This is a genomic window from Cellulosimicrobium sp. JZ28, assembly GCF_015327065.1.
Taxonomy (GTDB): domain Bacteria; phylum Actinomycetota; class Actinomycetes; order Actinomycetales; family Cellulomonadaceae; genus Cellulosimicrobium; species Cellulosimicrobium funkei.
In genome coordinates this window covers 1,412,305-1,430,384 of the sequence record NZ_CP017660.1, presented here as the reverse complement: position 1 = coordinate 1,430,384, position 18,080 = coordinate 1,412,305, and the positions used below count along the sequence as shown (strand labels likewise).

Below are 18,080 nucleotides of genomic sequence, written 5' to 3'. Positions count from 1 at the left end.
GGTCGCGCACCGTCACTTGAGGAAGTCGGGCACGTCGAGCTCCTCGACCTTGCGGCGCGGGGGCTCCTCGTCGAAGATCCGCGGGGGCACGTCGACGCCCTCGTTCTGACCGCCCGGCACGGCCTCCGCGTTGTGGTTCCCGGCGTCGCCGGAACCGACCACGGTGAACGGCGCGGGGGCGACCGGCTGCACCGGCACCGGGCCGTGACCGCCGTCGAGCGTGACGGGGACGTCGTCGGCCTCCGGCTGGATCGGCACGACCGGCCGCGGCAGCGTGTGCGCGCCCGTCGTCGGCGCCGGCGGCACGGCCCGCGCGGCGGGCACGACCGGGATCGCGCTCGTAGCGGGACGCTGCGCGCCGGCCACCTGGCCGAGCGCCCGCGCGTCGCCCCGCACCTGCGGGGCGCCGCCGTCGAAGCCGGCCGCGATGACGGTGACACGGACCTCGTCGCCCAGCGCGTCGTCGATCACGGCGCCGAAGATGATGTTCGCCTCGGTGTGCGCTGCCTCGTGGACCAGGCGCGCCGCCTCGTTGATCTCGAACAGGCCGAGGTCGGAACCACCCTGGATGGAGAGCAGCACGCCGTGGGCGCCGTCGATGCTCGCCTCGAGGAGCGGCGACGAGATCGCCATCTCGGCGGCCTGGACCGCGCGGTCGTCGCCCCGCGCGTTGCCGATGCCCATGAGGGCGCTGCCCGCGCCCTGCATGACGGACTTGACGTCCGCGAAGTCGAGGTTGATGAGACCGGGGGTCGTGATGAGGTCGGTGATGCCCTGGACACCGGACAGCAGCACCTGGTCGGCCTGGTGGAACGCCTGCAGCGCGCTGACGTTGCGGTCCGACATCGACAGGAGGCGGTCGTTCGGGATGACGATGAGGGTGTCGACCTCGTTGCGCAGGTTCTCGATGCCCTGGTCCGCCTGGACCGAGCGGCGGCGGCCCTCGAACGTGAAGGGCCGCGTCACCACGCCGACGGTCAGCGCGCCGAGCGAGCGCGCGATGCGGGCGACGACCGGTGCGCCGCCCGTGCCGGTGCCGCCGCCCTCGCCTGCCGTGACGAAGACCATGTCCGCGCCGCGCAGCACGTCCTCGATCTCCTCGGCGTGGTCCTCGGCCGCCTTCTTGCCGACCTCCGGGTCGGCGCCGGCGCCGAGACCGCGCGTGAGCTCGCGGCCGACGTCGAGCTTGACGTCCGCGTCGGACATGAGGAGCGCCTGGGCGTCCGTGTTGATGGCGATGAACTCGACACCCTTGAGGCCGACCTCGATCATCCGGTTGACGGCGTTCACGCCCCCACCGCCGATGCCGACCACCTTGATCACTGCTAGGTAGTTCTGCGGAGTTGCCACGTCAATGCCTCTCGATCGGTCAGCCCTGAACCTTCACCCTCAAGTAGAGGGTTATAGTTATGTCAGGTCGTTCATGGGTCGACCGTAGGTGTCGACGTGCCCATCATCAACGACCGTCTCGCGCGTGTCGGGGATCGCCACGCGCGCATTCACCGCGTCACCGGGAGCCGGGGGGCCGAGACGTCGTACACGGTGACCCCCGCGTTCTCCGGGACGGCCCGGAGCGTCTGCAGGACGCGCACCTTCAGCGCCGCCTCCTCGGAGCTCCCCCACTCGACGACGACGCCGTCCCGCAGCGTCATGCGGACCGCGTCGCGCGTCGGCGCCGAGACCTCCGCGACCTGCGCGTGGAGGTCCGCCGGGAGCGCGTTGAGCAGCACGAGCGCGGCGTCGAGCGCCCGCGCCCCCTGGTCGTCGAGCGGCGCGTCGATCTCCGGCAGCCCCTCGGGCACGACCGGGTCCGTGCGCACGTGGACGCCGTCGGCGTCGAGCAGCGCGAAGCCGTCGTCCACGGGCACCGCCACGACGGGCTCGCGCGACTCGAGGAGCACGGCGAGCCCCGAGGGCCATGCACGCCGGATCTCGACGTCGCGCACGCCGTTGAGATCGAGCACCTGCTCGCGCAGCGCGACCGTGTCGAGCCGCGGCAGCGGCACGCCGTCCGCGGCGGCGACCACGTCGCGGACCTGCTGCGGGTCGATCACCGTGCCCTCGCCGGAGACCGTGACCTTGTCGAGGTCGAGGCCGAGCACGGGCGAGAAGAACGCCACCCACGCGAGACCGGCGACGACGAGGAGCGCCGCGACCCAGCCGAGGACGCGCGTGCGGACCCGGTGGCGGCGCATCGCGTCGCGCTCCGCGAGCCGCTCGGCCATGCCGTGCGAGACGACCCCGATCGGGGCGGCCGACGCGCCGCGCGGGACCGACGCCGTCGTGCCCGTGGCCCGGCTGCCGCCACCGCGCGCGGCCGGAGGACGACCGGTGCCGGGTCGGTCGCCCGACGAGCGCACGAGCTCAGAGCCCGGCGCCGCGACGCGGCGCACCGGTCGCGTCGGCGTGTCCTCGACCGGCGTACGCCGGGCGCCCGCGGGCGGCGCCGGCTTCGCGGAGCTCGGGGCCGGCTTCGCGGGGCCCGGGGCCGCGGGCCGTCCGGCCCGTTCGCCCGCGCCCGACCGGCCCGGCCGCGGCGCGGCGGGACGAGGCTGGGGCGGCGGACGCATCAGGCCTCGCCTCCTCCGGGCGCCGGGGCACCGTCGCGACGCGCGCCGAGGCGCTCGAGGACGACGGCGCCCAGCTCCGTGACGTCCCCCGCCCCGACGGTGAGCACGAGGTCGCCCGGGCGGGCAGCGTCCGCGACGCGGTGGGCCGCCTCGACGCGGTCCTCGACCGCGGCGACGACCACGCCGGGAGCGTCGACCAGGTCGGTGATCGTGCGCGCGCTCACGGCCGGGTCCGGCTCCTCGCGCGCCGCGTAGACGCCCGTGACCACGACCTCGTCCGCGCCGGCGAGCGCGTCCGCGAACTCGCGCGCGAAGGTCGCGGTGCGCGAGTACAGGTGCGGCTGGAACAGCACGAGCACCCGGCCGCCGGCCGCGACGGGCCGGGCGGCGGCGAGCAGCGCGGCCACCTCGGTCGGGTGGTGCGCGTAGTCGTCGACGACGCGCACGCCGCCCGCCTCGCCGCGAGCCTCGAAACGGCGGCCGGTGCCGAGGAAGCCGTGCGCGGCCGCGACCGCCGCCGCCGGGTCGACGCCGAGCACGACCGCCGTCACGACGGCCGCGGTCGCGTTGAGCGCGTTGTGGTGCCCCGGCACGCGCAGCAGCAGCTCGAGCCCGTCGAGGCGCGCCGCACCGACCGTGCCCGTGAGCGCCGCCCGCACCCCGGGTCGGCCCGCCTCGCCGGTGGGGGCCACGTCCGCGACGCGCACGTCGGCGTCCGCGGACGTGCCGTACGTGACCACCGCTCCCCCGGCCCGGGCGTGCGACGACGCGAGCGCGCGCGCCCCCGCGTCGTCGGCGCACGCGACGAGCGTCCCGCCCGGGACGATCCGCGCGGCGAAGTCGACGAACGCCTGCTCGAACGCGGCACGGGACCCGTAGTGGTCGAGGTGGTCCGGCTCCACGTTGGTGACGACGGCGACGTCGGGGGCGTAGTTGAGGAACGACCCGTCCGACTCGTCGGCCTCGGCGACGAGGACGTCCGACCCGAGGTGGCCGCCCGCGACGGGGCCGTCCTCGGTGAGCACCGTGCCGCCGATCGCGAACGACGGGTCGAGGCCCGCGCCGCGCAGGACGGTCGCGATCATCGCGGACGTCGTGGTCTTGCCGTGCGCGCCCGCCACGGCGACCGACCGGCCGCGCGCCATGAGCGAGGCCAGCGCCTGCGAGCGGTGCAGCACGCGCAGCCCGGCCGCGCGCGCCGCCGCGAGCTCGGGGTTCGTCTCGCGCACCGCGCTCGACACCACGACGGTGTCCGCGCCGGCGACGTGCGCGGCGTCGTGGCCCACCCACACCCGGACGCCGTCGGAGCGCAGGGCGGCGAGCGCGTCGCCCTCGCGCGCGTCCGAGCCCTGGACGGGGACGCCGTGCGCGGCGAGGAGACGGGCGACGACGGACATCCCCGCGCCGCCGACACCGACGAGGTGGACCGTGCCGAGCGCCTCGAGCGCGAGCGGGCCCTCGCCCGACGCCGCCGTCACGCCCGTGCCCCCGACGCACCGGCGACGGCCTCCGCGACGAGGTCCGCGACCCGCGCGGCGCCGTCGCGCACGCCCGCGCCCGCGGCGGCCGCCGCCATCGCGTCGAGCCGGCCCCGGTCACCGAGCAGCGCCGGGACCTCGCGCGCGACCCACGCCGCGTCGAGCTGCGCGTCGTCGACGAGCAGGCCGCCACCCGCGGCGACGACGGGGCCGGCGTTGAGCCGCTGCTCCCCGTTGCCGATGGGCAGCGGCACGTAGACGGCCGGGATGCCCAGCGCCGCGAGCTCGCTCACCGTGCCCGCGCCCGCGCGGCACACGACGAGGTCCGCGACCGCGAGCGCGAGCTGCATCTCGGCGAGGTACTCGCGCACGTCGTAGCGCGCGCCGGGGTGGCCCGCGACGGCGCCGGCCGCCGCCTCGCGCACCGCACCGTCCTTGCCCTTGCCGGTCAGGTGGAGGATCTGCGTGCCCGCCCCCAGGAGCGCGCCGGCGGCACCGGAGACCGCCTCGTTGAGGCTCTGCGCCCCCAGCGAGCCGCCGGTGACGACGAGCGTGCGCGCGCGGGGGTCGAGGCCGAGGCGCGCTGCGGCGTCCGCGCGCACCTCGGCGGCGTCCGCCGCCCGCGCGGCCACGAGGTCCTGGATCTCGCGGCGCAGCGGCAGCCCGGTGACGACGCCGCCCTTGAGCGGCGTGCCCTCGAACGTCACGCCGACGCGCGCGGCCCACCGGGCACCGAGGCGGTTCGCCAGGCCGGGGCGCGCGTTCTGCTCGTGGATCACGACCGGGACGTCGCGACGGCGCGCGGCGAGGTACGCGGGCGTGGCGACGTAGCCCCCGAAGCCGACGACGACGCGCGCGCCGGTCTCGTCGATGACGGCGCCCGCCGCGTCCACGGCGGACTTGAGGCGTCCCGGGAGGTTGACCCACTCCGCGCTGGGGCGGCGCGGGAGCGGGACGCGCGGCACGTGCCGCAGCGGGTAGCCCCGGGCGGGGACCAGGTCGTCCTCGAGGCCGCCCGCGACCCCGAGCGCGGTCACCACCACGCCGGGCTCACGCGCCCGGAGCTCGTCCGCCACCGCGAGGAGCGGGTTCACGTGCCCCGCCGTCCCGCCGCCTGCGAGCACCACCGAACCGATCGTCGTCACGTACCTCGTCGTCCTTCCCTGCGGCAGGTGCCGCGTCCTGTCCGTCGTGCGGAGGTCTGTCGTGCGGGGCGCGGGGCGCCCCACGGGTCCGGCGTCGCGCCCGGAGCGGCCGCGACGGCCGGGGAGGTCATCGCCCGGTCCGGCGCCGGGGGCGTGCCGCCCGGCCGACGACGGCGAGCGAGCGCCGCACGACGCTCCCCCGCGCGGCGAGCGCCTCGGCCGCGCCCGGTTCCGAGCGCGCGAACGAGATGAGCACGCCGAGCGCGGCCATCGTCATGATGAGCGCGGAGCCGCCCGCCGAGACGAGCGGCAGCGGGACGCCGATCACGGGCAGGAGCCCGATGACGACCCCGATGTTGATGAACGCCTGGCCGACGATCCAGCACGCGATCCCGGCCGTCGTGATCTTCACGAAGGGGTCGGGGTGGCGGCGCACGATCCGGCTCGTGGCGACTCCGACGATGACGAACAGCCCCAGCACCAGGAGCGTGCCGAGCAGCCCGAGCTCCTCGCCGATCACGGCGAAGATGAAGTCGTTGTGCGCCTCCGGCAGGTACGACCACTTCTCGCGGCTCGCCCCGAGTCCGACGCCCGTGAGCCCGCCCGTGCCGAGCGCGTAGAGGCCGTGCATCGACTGGTAGCACTCGCCGAGGGTGTCGGTGCACTCGCGGTACGTCGCCATGATGCGCGAGAGCCGGTCGCCGCCCGACTGGTTGAGGATGAAGACGTACCCGACGACGAACGCGGCACCGCCCGCCCCGAGTGCGAGCAGGCGCCCGTCGGCCCCCGAGACGAAGAACGCCCCCGCGATGATCGCCATGACGACGAGCGCCGTGCCGAGGTCGTGACCCGCGAGCACGAGGCCAACGACCGCGACCGCGACGGGGACCGCGGGGATCAGCACGTGCCGCCACTGCCCGAGCATCCGCTGCTTGCGCCCGAGCACGACACCGAGCCACAGCGCGAGCGCGAGCTTCGCGACCTCGGCCGGCTGGAACGTGAAGAGCCCGAGGTCGATCCAGCCCGTGTTGCCGTTGACGTTCTTCGCGAGCGGCGTGAACACGAGCATCTGCAGCCCGAGAGCCACGAAGAGCGCGGGCCACGCGAGCCGCTTGTACCAGTCGACCGGCACGCGCGTGGCGACGAGCAGGACGGGCAGGCCCATGAGGGCGAACTTCGCCTGGTCGAGGAACGCCCCGAACGGCGACTTGCCCGCGGCGATCTGCGTGACCGCCGAGCTGGAGAACACCATGACGAGACCGATGATCGCGAGCAGCGCCGTCGCGCCGACGAGCAGGTAGTAGCTCGTCACCGTGCTGTTCCACTGGCCGAGCCACGGGCGCTCGGCGGGCTCGGGCCGCGGGCGTCGCGGCTCGCGGGTCGTCGCCCGGCCCCGCGGCACCGTCCGGCTCGTGCCGGCCCGGGGGACGGTGCGCGTCGAGGGCGCGCCTCGCCCGTTCGCGGTCTGGGTCATGGGCTTCCCGGCCTACCCGTGGTCGGGGCGCAGGGCGCGCGCCGCCTCGGCGAACGCGTCGCCGCGGGCGGCGTACGAGCGGAACTGGTCCATCGACGCGCCGGCGGGCGCGAGCAGCACCGTGTCGCCGGCCTGCGCGAGGCGGCGGGCGGAGTCGACGGCGCGGGGCATCACGGTCCCAGTGTCGCCAGGATCCACGCGCACGACGGGGATATCGGGCGCGTGTCGGGCGAGCGCACCGGAGAACGGCTCCGCGTCGACGCCGATGAGCACGACGGCACGCAGCCGGTCGGCGCGCGCGGCGACGAGCTCGTCGAACGACGCCCCCTTCGCGAGGCCGCCCGCGACCCACACGACGGTCCCGGGCGCGAACGCGGCGAGGGACGCGGACGCGGCGTGCGCGTTGGTCGCCTTGGAGTCGTCGACGTAGGCGACGCCGTCGACCGAGGCGACCTGCTCGATGCGGTGCGACCCCGTGCGGAACGCGCGCAGCCCGTCGCGGACGGCGACGGCCGGGACGCCGTGCGCCCGTGCGAGGGCGGCCGCGGCGAGCGCGTTCGCCACGACGTGGGCGGGCACGACGCCGTCGGCGCCCGCGAGGTGCGCCAGGTCGCCGAGCGTCGCGAGCTCGGCGGCGTGCGTGTGCCGGTCCGGCGCGTCCGCGGGCGCGTGGAACGCGCGGTCGACGAGCACGTCCTCGATGACGCCGAGCTGGCCGCGCGCCGGGGCGCCGAGCGTGAAGCCGACGGCCCGGGCCCCCTCGACGACGTCCGCCTCGCGCACGAGCGCCTCGGTGCGAGGGTCCGCGACGTTGTAGACGCACGCGACCCGGGCGTCCTCGAAGACGCGGCCCTTGTCGGCCGCGTAGGCGTCGATCCCGCCGTGCCAGTCGAGGTGGTCGGGGGCGACGTTGAGGACGGCGCCCGCCTCGGGGGACGTGGTGTGCGTGAAGTGGAGCTGGAAGCTCGACAGCTCGACCGCGAGCACCTCGAGCGTCGGGTCGAGCGCGGCCTCGACGACGGGCGTCCCGACGTTGCCGACCGCCGCCGTCCGCAGGCCCGCGGTCCGCAGGATCGTCTCGAGCATCTCGACGGTCGTCGTCTTGCCGTTCGTCCCGGTGACGGCGAGCCAGGGCGCGGGCCGCCCCGACGGGCCGGCGACGCGCAGGCGCCACGCGAGCTCGACCTCGCTCCACACCGGCACGCCGCGCTCCGCGGCGGCCACGAGCAGCGGGTGGCTCGGGCGCCAGCCCGGCGAGACGACGACGAGGTCCGTCGCCGCGAGGTCCACGTCCGCCGCGTCGTGCAGGTCGGCGTCGGCAGCGCCGTCGTCGAGCGTGACGACCGACGCCGCGCGCGGGCGGAGCGCCGCCGCGGCGGCACGCCCGGACACCCCGAGACCGGCGACGACGACGCGCGCACGCTCGAGCGGGACGGCGAGGTCGTGGGGGTCGCGTGCCACTAGCCGACCACCCACTCGGCGTAGAAGATCCCGATGCCCAGCGCCGCGAACAGCCCGGCGATGAGCCAGAAGCGGATGACGATCGTGACCTCGCCCCACCCGGACAGCTCGAAGTGGTGGTGCAGCGGCGCCATCTTGAACACGCGCCGCCCGGTCATCTTGAAGAACCCGATCTGGATGACGTCGGAGAGCACGATGATGACGAAGAGGCCGCCGATGATGAGCGCGAGGAACTCGGTGCGCGTGAGGATCGACAGGCCGGCGAGCGCACCGCCGAGCGCGAGCGAGCCCGTGTCGCCCATGAAGATCTTCGCGGGGCTCGCGTTCCACCACAGGAACCCGAAGCACGCGCCCACGATCGCGGCGGCCACGATCGCGAGGTCCTGCGGGTCGCGCGTCTCGTAGCAGCTCGGCCCGGCCGACGCGAGGCGCTGGCAGGTCTGGTTGAGCTGCCAGATGCCCACGAGCACGTACGAGCCGAACACGATGAGCGAGACGCCCGTCGCGAGCCCGTCGAGACCGTCGGTGAGGTTGACCGCGTTCGACCACGCGGTGATGAGGAAGTTGGCCCAGAGCACGAACAGGATCAGCCCGACCGTGACGCCCGCGAACGCGAGGTCGAGGTTCGTGTCGCGCAGGAAGGAGATGCGCGTCGACGCCGGCGTGCGGCCGTGCTCGTTGGGGAACTGCAGCGCGAGCACCGCGAACGCGATCCCGACCGCGCCCTGGCCGATGATCTTCGCGCGGGCCGTGAGCCCGAGGCTGCGCTGCTTGCGGATCTTCGTGAAGTCGTCGAGGAAGCCGACGATCCCGAGCCCCGTCATGAGGAACAGGACGAGCAGGGCGGACACGCTCGGGAACCGCCCCGAGACGACGTACGACATCGCCCAGCCGAGCAGCGTGGCGCCGATGATGACGACCCCGCCCATCGTGGGCGTCCCGCGCTTGGTGAAGTGCGCCGTCGGGCCGTCCTGGCGGACGAACTGCCCGTAGTTGCGGTGCACGAGGAACCGGATGAACAGCGGCGTCCCGAAGAGCGCGACGAGCAGGGAGACGCCCGCCGCGACGATGATCGCGATCACGCGCGTTCACCTCCTGCCGCACCGGCGCCCGCGGCCGCCAGCTCGTCGCCGAGCCGCCACAGCCCGGACCCGTTCGAGGCCTTCACGAGCACGACGTCCCCCTCCTGCAGCTCGTCGCGCAGCAGCGCGGACGCCGCCTCGACGTCGGGGACGAAGCGCGTCTCGTCGCCCCACGACCCCTCCTGGGTCGCACCGTCGTGGATCCCGCCGGCACCCTCGCCGACCACGACGAGCAGCTTGACGTTCAATCGGACCACGAGCCGGCCGATGTCGTCGTGCGCGACGCGCGAGTCCTCGCCGAGCTCCAGCATCTCGCCGAGCACGGCGACGGACCGCCGGTCGCGCCCCGCCATGACGGCGAGCGCCTTGAGCGCGGCGCGCATCGAGTCCGGGTTGGCGTTGTAGGAGTCGTCGATCACCGTGATGCCGTCGGGACGCTCGGTGACCTGCATCCGGTGCGGGCTCAGGGCACGCGCGTCCGACAGCCGGGCCACGACGTCGGGCAGCGCGACGCCGAGGCGCAGCGCGGCCGTCGCGGCCGCAAGCGCGTTCGTCACGTGGTGCTCGCCGACGAGGCCGAGGGTCACGCGCGCGCTCGTGCCCTCGCCGCGCGTCGCGTCGCCCGACGCGCCGGGGCGCACGCGCAGCGTGAAGGACGCCCGGCCCGTGCGGTCGATGCCCAGGTCCTCCGCGCGCACGTCCGCCGCGGGGATCGTCCCGAACGTGACGACCTCCCCCGGCGCGACGTCGGCCATCGCCGCGACCCGCAGGTCGTCGGCGTTGAGCACGGCGACGCCGCCGGGCGCGAGGCCCGTGACGATCTCGGACTTGGCGCGCGCCACGGCCTCGATCCCGCCGAACTCGCCCAGGTGGGCGCTGCCCACCACGAGCACGACCGAGACGTCCGGGGGCGCGATGCGCGTGAGGTAGGTGAGATGACCCACGCCGCTCGCGCCCATCTCGAGCACGAGGAAGCGCGTGGACTCGTCGGCCTCCAGCACCGTGAGCGGCAGGCCGATCTCGTTGTTGAACGACCCGCGCGGCACCACGGTGGGGCCCTCGGGACGCAGGAGCTGGCCGAGCAGGTCCTTCGTCGTGGTCTTGCCCACGGAGCCCGTGACGCCGACCACGCGCAGGTCGCCGCGCTCGCGCAGCGTCGCGAGCACGTGGCGGGCCAGCTCGCCGAGCGCGGCCTGGACGTCGTCCACGACGACGCACGGCACGTCGAGCTCGCGCGCGGCGAGGACGAGCGTCGCGCCCGCCTCGACGGCGCCGGCGGCGTAGTCGTGACCGTCGACGTGCTCGCCCGGCAGCGCCACGAAGAGCGACCCCGGCGCGACCCGGCGCGAGTCGACGACGACGGGCCCCCCGACCCGGACCTCCGGGTCGGCGGACAGGCGTCCGCCGGTCGCTGCGGCCACCTGCGCCGCAGTGAGCTCGATCATGCGTGGTGCTCCTTCAGGTCGGGGGTGTCGTGGGGCGGCGTCGTCGCGGGGCGCTCCTCGAGCGCGGCGCGCGCCTCGACGCGGTCGTCCAGGGGGTGGTCGACGCCGGCGATCTCCTGCCACACCTCGTGGCCGCGGCCCGCGACGAGCACCGTGTCGTCCGGGCCCGCGGCGAGGATCGCCTCGCGGATCGCCCGGGCGCGGGGCGCGACCTCGAGCACGACGACGTCGCGCGGCTCGGGTGCGGCGGCCGCGGCCTCGCGCGCCGCGTGGGCGCCGGGCAGCACCTCCGCGCGGATCGCGGCCGGGTCCTCGCCGTGCGGGTCGTCGTCGGTCACGACCACGACGTCGGCGCCCTCGACCGCGACGCCGCCCATCGTGGGCCGCTTGCCGCGGTCCCGGTCGCCGGTCGCGCCGAACACGACCACGAGCCGACCCGTCGTGGTGGGCCGCAGCGCGTCGAGCGCGAGGGCGAGAGCGTCCGGGTTGTGGGCGAAGTCGACGACGACGCGCGGCCGGTGGGGTGGCTCCGAGACGACCTCCATGCGGCCCGGGACCGCCGGGTCGAGCCCGCCGGCCGCCGCGAGGGCCGTCTCGAGGTCGCGCGCGTCCGTGCCCGCCTCGAGCACGAGGGCCAGGGCGAGGGCGGCGTTGGCGACGTTGAAGTGCCCGGGCAACGACGTCGTCGTGCGCACGCTGCGGCCGTCGCGGTGCCGCAGCGTGAACGCCGAGCCACCAGCCTCCGACGGCTCGACGTCGTGCACGGTCCAGTCCGCCGCGGGCTGCTCGTCGCCCGCCGCGGTCGGGCTCACGCGCAGCGTCGCGACCGGGACGCGCGCGGCCGAGACCATGCGCTCGCCCCACGCGTCGTCGACCACGACGACGCCGCGGCGTGCGTGCTCGGGCGTGAACAGCAGCGCCTTGGCCTCGAAGTACTCCTGGAGGTCGCCGTGGAAGTCGAGGTGGTCCTGGCTGAGGTTCGTGAAGCCCACGACGTCGTAGACGAGCCCGTCGACGCGGTGGAGCGCGAGCGCGTGCGACGAGACCTCCATCGCGAGCGTGCGCACGCCGTCCTCGCGCATCGCCGCGAGCAGAGCCTGGAGGTCGGCCGCCTCCGGGGTCGTGAGGCGGCTCGGCAGCACCCGGTCGCCGGAGCGCATCTCCACGGTGCCGATGAGGCCGCCCGTCCAGCCGAGCGCGCGCAGCGCGTGGTCGACGAGGTACGTCGTCGTCGTCTTGCCGTTCGTGCCCGTCACGCCGAACGTCGTGAGGTCCTGCGCGGGGGCGCCGTACACCCAGGCCGCGACGGGGCCGAGGAGCGCGCGGGGGTCGGGGGCGACGAGCACCGGCACGTCGAGGCCGGCGTCCGCGAGCAGGTCGGCGCCCTCGGCGTCCGTGAGGACGGCCCGGGCGCCGCGGCCCACGGCGGCGGGCGCGAACCGCGCCCCGTGCGCGCGGGCGCCGGGCAGCGCCACGAAGAGGTCGCCCGCGTCGGCGGCGCGGTCGTCCGACGCCACCGACCACACCTCGGCGGAGCCCGGTGCGGCGGCCGCGCCACCCGCACGGACGTCGAGCCCGAACCGTGCTGCCAGGTCCGCCACCGACCGACGGGTGGTCGTGGCAGGGCGAAGACGGTCGATCGGGGATGTCACGTGTAGAACCTACCGTGCCGGGACGGGCCGCCCCGCAAGTCCGCGGGGCGCTGCACCCGGGCGGGAGCGCGCTTCACGGGACCTTCACCGGGGACCGGGAGAGGGGCGGTGAGGTTCACCACGTCGTCGGGAGCGCCACGTAGGGCTCGGTGCTCGGCTGGACGCCCTCGTGCTCGAGGGTGAAGCCCATGATCTCGCTGAACACCGGGGCCGCGACGACGCCGCCGAAGATCGACGAGTGCGGGTTCTTGAGGAAGACCGACACGGTGAACCGGGGGTCGTCCGCGGGCGCGACGCCGATGAACGACGCCATGATCCCGGACAGCCGCCCGTCGTCGCCCGCCGCCTCCGCGGTGCCGGTCTTGCCCGCGACGCGGTAGCCGGGCACCGAGGCGCTCGAGCCGGTGCCCTCCTCCACGACGGACTCCATCATGTGCAGCACCGTGTCGGCCGTCTCCTGGGACACGACGCGCTCCGGCGCCGGACGCTCCGCGGGCACGAGCTCGCCGCGCTCGTCCGTCGTCCCGGCGACGATGCTCGGCGTCGCGCGGACCCCGCCGTTCGCGATCGTCGAGAAGACGCTCGTCGCCTGGATCGCGTTGACCGACACGCTCTGGCCGAAGAGCACGGCGTACTCCGTGCGGCCGTCCCACGAGTCCGCCGGGTGCAGGATGCCCGCCGACTCGCCGGGCAGCCCGAGGCCGGACTTCTGACCGAAGCCGAACTTGCGCAGGTAGTCGTAGCGGACCTGCTTGGGGATCTTCTCGCCGACCTGGACCGTGCCCGTGTTCGACGACTCCGCGAGGATGCCCGCGAGCGTCAGGCGCTCGACGGGGTGGTCGTGCGAGTCCTTGAACGTCTGACCGTTCGGGGTCGTGTAGCGGTCGGGCACCTCGAACCGCGACCCGGCGTCCGCGTGGCCGCCCTCGATGGCCGCCGCCATCGTGATGACCTTGCCCGTCGACCCGGGGTCGAACACGTTCGCGACGGCGCGGCTCGGGCGGGCGACGGCGTCCGTCGAGCGGTCGTTCGGGTTCACCGTGCCCGAGTCCGCGAGCGCGAGCACCTCGCCCGTGCGGACGTCCTGCACGACGGCGATCGCGTACTCCGCCCCCGTCTCGCTCACCGCCCGGTCGATCGCGTCCTGCGCCTTCCACTGCACGTCGCGCACGGTCGTGAGGCGCACGTTCAGGCCGGGCACCGCCTCGACGACGTCGCACCGACCCGTCGGGATGAGCTGTCCGCCGAGCCCTGCCTCGCACCGGCGCGAGCCCGGCGTCCCGGCCAGGACGTCGTCGTACGACGCCTCGATGCCGCCGCCGCCCGTCTGCTCGTCGTTGACGAAGCCCACGAGGTTGCCGGCGACCGTGCCCGCCGGGTACGTGCGCTCGCTCGTCATCGTCGTGCTGACGAACGCGGACAGCCGCAGGTCGGCGATCTGGCGCTGCACCTCGGGCGTGACGTCCTTCTCCAGGACGAGGTACCGCGACGTGCCGACGAGGTCGGCCGCCAGTTCGACCGCGGACCGGTCGAGGATCGGGGCGAGCAGCTTCGCGACGCCCACCGCCCCGCCCTCCTCGAGCGGCTCGCCGTTGACCAGGTCGCCGGCACGGGGCTCGAAGCGCGCGATCGCCTGGAGGTCGGCCGCGACGGTGTACCGGTCCACGGAGGTCGCGAGCACCACGCCGTCGGCGTCCGTGATGTCGCCGCGGTGCGCGATCGTCGTCGAGCTGCGCGTGCGGTCGTTCTGGGCCTCGGCCGCGAGCGCGGGCCCGCGGAGCACCTGGACGTTGACGAGCTGCGCGATGAACACCGCGGTGATCACGCCCGCGACGACGATGAGCCAGCGCTGCCGACGCTCGGGCCGGCCGGGCTCGCGGGTCCCTCGGGCCGGACGGGCCGGCGGGCGGCCGGCCCCGCGCGGCGCCCGCGACACCGGGGCACGCCCCGACGTGCTGCGCGTGGTCGGCACGCGACCGGACGTGGTGCGCGCCGTCGAGGCGCGACCGGACGCGGCGCGCGCCGAGGCGGTGCCCGTCGAGGCGGTGCGCGCGGGCACGGGACCTCCGGAGCGAGCACCCGCGGCCCGACCGGTGGACGCAGGACGGCCTCCCGAGGAGGCCCGGGAGGCCGCGGTGGCGGGACGGGGGCGCGGGGCGCCCGCCGCCGGTCGTGACCGGCCGGTGCGCCCGGCACCCGTGCCCTGCGTCACTCCCCCGCCCCCTCCTGCGCCACGCCGAGCACCGTGCCGTCGGACAGGCGGACCATCGCCGGGTCCTGCGCCTCGACCATGCCGAGCCCGCGCGCGGTCTCCGGCAGCGCCGTCCTCTGCTCGGCGACCTGCAGCTGCAGGCTCTGCGTGTCCTGGGCCACGCGACTCACCTCCCGGCGCAGCTCCGACATCTCGTAGGAGTTGCGCGCCATCGTCGTGTTCACCAGGAGAGCACACAGGAGCGCGGCGCCGAGGATCGACATGCAGACGACGAGGAACGGGACCTTGGACCGCGCCTGCAGCGGCGCCCGGACGAGCTCGAGACGCGAGCGCAGCGCCCGCTCGGACGCGCCGCCCGGCAGGGCGGTCAGCGACGGGCGCGGTGCGGGCGCCGGCCGGGCCGGGCGCGGGAGCGGGCGGGCGGCGGTCGACCTCTGTGCGCTCATCGTGTCGTCTCCCCCGGGTCGTGCGGTCGGTCGGTCGGTCGGTGGCCGGGCGCCGGCGAGCGGCGAACGGCGGACGGGCGGCGGTGCGGCGGTGTCGGGCGGGTGCGCTCGGCGGCTCGCAGGCGCACGGACGCGGACCGCGGGTTCGTCTCGCGCTCCCCGGCCGGCGCCTCCTCGGCCCCCCGGGTCAGCAGGCGCAGGTACGGCTCGTCCTGCTCGGGCACGACCGGCAGGCCGGCGGGCGCGCTGATCGTCGCGCCGGCGGCGAGCACGCGCTTGACGATGCGGTCCTCGAGCGAGTGGTACGACTCGACGACGATGCGCCCGCCCACGGCGAGCACGTCCACCGCGGCGGGGACCGCGCGCTCGAGGACCTCGAGCTCGCCGTTCACCTCGATGCGCAGCGCCTGGAACGTGCGCTTGGCGGGGTTGCCGCCCGTCGTGCGGGTGGCCGCCGGGATCGACGCGCGGACGAGGTCGACGAGGTCCGCGCTGCGCTCCCACGGCTGCTGCTCGCGCCGGCGCACCACGGCCCGCGCGATCCGCTGCGCGAACCGCTCCTCGCCGTAGTCGCGCAGGATCCGGGTGAGCGCGCGCTCGTCGTACGTGTTGAGCACGTCCGCGGCCGTGAGGCCCACGGTCGGGTCCATGCGCATGTCGAGCGGTGCGTCGTGCGCGTAGGAGAACCCGCGCTCCGTCTCGTCGATCTGGAGCGAGGAGACGCCGAGGTCCATGAGCACGCCCTGGACCGGTGCGCCGACCACGTCCGCGACGACGTCCTCGATCTCGTCGTACACGGCGTGCACGGCGCGGAAGCGGTCGCCGAACCGGGCGAGCCGGCGCGACGCGCGGTCGATCGCCTCGGGGTCGCGGTCGATGCCGACCACGCGCGCCGTCGGCACCTGCTCCAGGACGGCCTCCGTGTGGCCGCCCATGCCGAGCGTGCAGTCGACGAGCACGGAGCCCGGCTCGCCGAGCGCGGGCGCGAGCAGGTCGACGCAGCGCTGGAGGAGGACCGGGACGTGCCGCTCGGCGGCGTCGTCGGGGGTGCTCGTCACGTCCTCCTCCTCTCCGTGCTGGTCGTCGTGCTCCGGTGCTGCTGCTGGTCGTGCTGTGCTGCGGGCCCCGTACGGTCAGGTCTCCCTCCGCGTCCTTTCTGGCGCCGGGGAAGTGCGCCAGACCGGGCGGGAGGAGGCCTCACCGTGCGGAGCCGGTGGTGCTCGGCCCTAGAAGCGCAGGTCCGGGAACACCTCCTCCGCGGTGTCGGAGTACGCCGACTCCTGCTCCGCGAGGTACGTCTCCCACGCCTGCGCGTCCCAGATCTCGACGCGCGTGCCGGCGCCGATCACGGCGACGTCGCGGTCGAGCCCCGCGTACGCCCGCAGGGGCGCGGGGATCGAGACACGTCCCTGCTTGTCCGGGATCTCGTCGCTCGCCCCCGAGAGGAAGACGCGCAGGTAGTCCCGGGCCTGCTTGCTCGTCACCGGCGCCTGCCGGATCTGGTCGTACATGCGCCGGAACTCGTCCATTGGCAGCAGGAACAGACAGCGCTCCTGCCCCCGCGTCATGACGAGACCCGGTGCGAGCCGCGACCGGAACTTCGCGGGGAGGATGAGCCTCCCCTTGTCGTCCAGACGCGGCGTGAAGGTGCCCAGGAGCAGGCCGGAGGAACCGCCGAGCACGTCGTCCACGAAGCCGGACATGCACCTGGCACCTCCCCTCCTGCTCCCTTCTGCTCCACGGTACTCCACTTCCCTCCACCGCTCTCGGCGAAAGTCCCAGGTTTCACCCGTCTTCGCAGGATCTCCGCAGGTCAGACGGGCTGGAGCGCGGTGGAGGGGAGGACTCCCCAGGGCGCGTCGCGGCCGCGTCCGGCGGGACCGTCGTCGGGGGCGACCGCTTCCAGGAGCCGTCCGACGGGTCCTGGGCGGCGGCGCCCGGCGCCCGTGGAGGGAGAGGGAGGGGCACGGGTCCGCCGACCCCGGACCGCGCGCCCCCTGGCCGGGGTCGGCGGACCTCCCACCGTCTACTAGGCTCTTCCCACCCGCGGTCTCGCCGGTCCGCGGCCCTGCGCCACCGACGACGGAGGTCCCCGTGCTCCCCGACATCGCCCCTGTCGCGCCCTCCGACGAGCCCGGGTCAGGACGCCTCGCCGGTCTCGACGAGCTGGTCGAGACCACCGGACGGATCCGCTCCGGCATCGAGTCGGTAGTCACCGGGCGACCGGACCTCGTGACCGTCACCGTCGCCGTCCTCCTGGCACAGGGGCACCTTCTCGTCGAGGACGTCCCCGGCGTCGGCAAGACGACGCTCGCCAAGGCGCTGGCGCGCACGATCGACTGCAAGGTCGGCCGCATCCAGTTCACGCCCGACCTCCTGCCGAGCGACCTCACCGGCGTCAACATCTACCGCGCCGCGAACCACGAGTTCGAGTTCCGGCCCGGCCCGGTCTTCTCCAACATCGTCATCGGCGACGAGATCAACCGCGCCTCCCCCAAGACGCAGTCGGCGCTCCTGGAGTGCATGGAGGAGGGCCAGACGACGGTCGACGGCACGACCCACATGCTCCCGAGCCCGTTCCTCGTCGTCGCCACCCAGAACCCGGTCGAGATGGAGGGCACCTACCCGCTCCCCGAGGCCCAGCGCGACCGCTTCATGGCACGGCTGACCGTGGGGTACCCCGACGTCGACGCCGAGCTGCGGATGCTCGACCGCCAGGAGGCGGACAACCCGCTCGCGCACCTGCGGCCCGTGACCACCGGGGCGGACGTGCTGCGGTTCGCCGAGGTCGCGCGCTCGGTCCACGCGTCCACGGCCGTCAAGCGCTACGTCCTGGCGCTCGTCACCGGGACGCGCGAGCACCCGGGCCTGCGCCTCGGCGCCTCCCCCCGCACGACGCTCCAGCTCCTGCGCGCGGCGAAGGCCCTGGCCGCGATGGCGGGGCGCGACCACGTCCTCCCCGACGACGTGCAGTACCTCGCGGTGCCCGTGCTCGCGCACCGGCTCGTCGTCACCACCGAGGCACGGCTCTCGGGCCAGGACGCCGAGGCCGTCGTCGCGTCCCTCGTGGCGCAGACGCCGATCCCCGCGCTGGACGCGACCGAGCGACGCTGAC

Annotated in this window: 14 protein-coding genes; 1 reads left to right on the top strand and 13 read right to left on the bottom strand. The window is 75.3% G+C overall.

The window, feature by feature from the left end:
- Window positions 1-12: 12 nt before the first annotated feature.
- From ftsZ to mraZ, 13 genes are all read right to left on the bottom strand, one after another.
- Entirely contained in the window at window positions 13-1,350 is a 1,338-nt protein-coding gene (ftsZ, locus tag BJP59_RS06550) for a cell division protein FtsZ (RefSeq protein ID WP_076406550.1), read from the bottom strand.
- 149 nt (window positions 1,351-1,499) lie between these two features.
- Entirely contained in the window at window positions 1,500-2,393 is an 894-nt protein-coding gene (locus tag BJP59_RS06545) for a cell division protein FtsQ/DivIB (RefSeq protein ID WP_194522519.1), read from the bottom strand.
- Between the two features lie 176 nt (window positions 2,394-2,569).
- Window positions 2,570-4,048 (bottom strand): UDP-N-acetylmuramate--L-alanine ligase, encoded by a 1,479-nt coding sequence (gene murC / locus BJP59_RS06540; RefSeq protein ID WP_228485307.1) that lies wholly within the window; start codon window positions 4,046-4,048, stop codon window positions 2,570-2,572.
- Window positions 4,045-5,193: an undecaprenyldiphospho-muramoylpentapeptide beta-N-acetylglucosaminyltransferase gene (gene murG, locus BJP59_RS06535; protein WP_194522518.1), complete on the bottom strand. Its 1,149-nt coding sequence runs from the start codon at window positions 5,191-5,193 to the stop codon at window positions 4,045-4,047. Before murG ends, murC begins: the two co-directional genes overlap by 4 nt.
- 127 nt (window positions 5,194-5,320) lie before the next feature.
- Window positions 5,321-6,667, bottom strand: a complete 1,347-nt coding sequence (gene ftsW / locus BJP59_RS06530; RefSeq protein WP_194522517.1) for a putative lipid II flippase FtsW — start codon at window positions 6,665-6,667, stop codon at window positions 5,321-5,323.
- 12 nt (window positions 6,668-6,679) lie between these two features.
- A complete protein-coding gene (gene murD / locus BJP59_RS06525) occupies window positions 6,680-8,128 on the bottom strand; it encodes a UDP-N-acetylmuramoyl-L-alanine--D-glutamate ligase (RefSeq protein WP_194522516.1) in 1,449 nt (482 codons plus the stop codon).
- On the bottom strand, window positions 8,128-9,210 hold the full coding sequence (mraY, locus tag BJP59_RS06520) for a phospho-N-acetylmuramoyl-pentapeptide-transferase (RefSeq protein ID WP_021483305.1): 1,083 nt from the start codon (window positions 9,208-9,210) through the stop codon (window positions 8,128-8,130). The genes murD and mraY overlap by 1 nt, the downstream gene beginning before the upstream one ends.
- On the bottom strand, window positions 9,207-10,655 hold the full coding sequence (locus BJP59_RS06515; RefSeq protein ID WP_034650729.1) for a UDP-N-acetylmuramoyl-tripeptide--D-alanyl-D-alanine ligase: 1,449 nt from the start codon (window positions 10,653-10,655) through the stop codon (window positions 9,207-9,209). The genes mraY and BJP59_RS06515 overlap by 4 nt, the downstream gene beginning before the upstream one ends.
- Window positions 10,652-12,307, bottom strand: coding sequence for a UDP-N-acetylmuramoyl-L-alanyl-D-glutamate--2,6-diaminopimelate ligase (locus BJP59_RS06510; protein WP_194522515.1), 1,656 nt, complete (start codon window positions 12,305-12,307; stop codon window positions 10,652-10,654). Before BJP59_RS06510 ends, BJP59_RS06515 begins: the two co-directional genes overlap by 4 nt.
- A 115-nt stretch (window positions 12,308-12,422) precedes the next feature.
- A complete protein-coding gene (locus BJP59_RS06505; protein ID WP_194522514.1) occupies window positions 12,423-14,366 on the bottom strand; it encodes a peptidoglycan D,D-transpeptidase FtsI family protein in 1,944 nt (647 codons plus the stop codon).
- 149 nt (window positions 14,367-14,515) lie between these two features.
- Window positions 14,516-14,965 carry a hypothetical protein gene (locus tag BJP59_RS06500; RefSeq protein WP_061267582.1) on the bottom strand — a complete coding sequence of 150 codons (450 nt, stop codon included), beginning with the start codon at window positions 14,963-14,965 and terminating at the stop codon, window positions 14,516-14,518.
- The gene (gene rsmH, locus BJP59_RS06495) at window positions 14,962-16,023 is read right to left on the bottom strand and encodes a 16S rRNA (cytosine(1402)-N(4))-methyltransferase RsmH (protein WP_076406540.1); all 1,062 of its coding nucleotides are present in this window, start codon (window positions 16,021-16,023) and stop codon (window positions 14,962-14,964) included. The genes BJP59_RS06500 and rsmH overlap by 4 nt, the downstream gene beginning before the upstream one ends.
- A 168-nt stretch (window positions 16,024-16,191) precedes the next feature.
- Window positions 16,192-16,626: a division/cell wall cluster transcriptional repressor MraZ gene (gene mraZ, locus BJP59_RS06490; protein WP_031316739.1), complete on the bottom strand. Its 435-nt coding sequence runs from the start codon at window positions 16,624-16,626 to the stop codon at window positions 16,192-16,194.
- Between the two features lie 445 nt (window positions 16,627-17,071).
- Here mraZ and BJP59_RS06485 point away from each other — a divergent pair, with 445 nt between their 5' ends.
- Window positions 17,072-18,079 (top strand): AAA family ATPase, encoded by a 1,008-nt coding sequence (locus tag BJP59_RS06485; RefSeq protein ID WP_044144810.1) that lies wholly within the window; start codon window positions 17,072-17,074, stop codon window positions 18,077-18,079.
- The last annotated feature ends 1 nt before the right edge of the window (window position 18,080 follow it).

Coding starts and splice junctions, on each gene's coding strand:
- ftsW (WP_194522517.1), bottom strand. CDS start 6,667: ATGACCCAGACCGCGAACGGGCGAGGCGCGCCCTCGACGCGCACCGTC.
- BJP59_RS06515 (WP_034650729.1), bottom strand. CDS start 10,655: ATGATCGAGCTCACTGCGGCGCAGGTGGCCGCAGCGACCGGCGGACGC.
- BJP59_RS06500 (WP_061267582.1), bottom strand. CDS start 14,965: ATGAGCGCACAGAGGTCGACCGCCGCCCGCCCGCTCCCGCGCCCGGCC.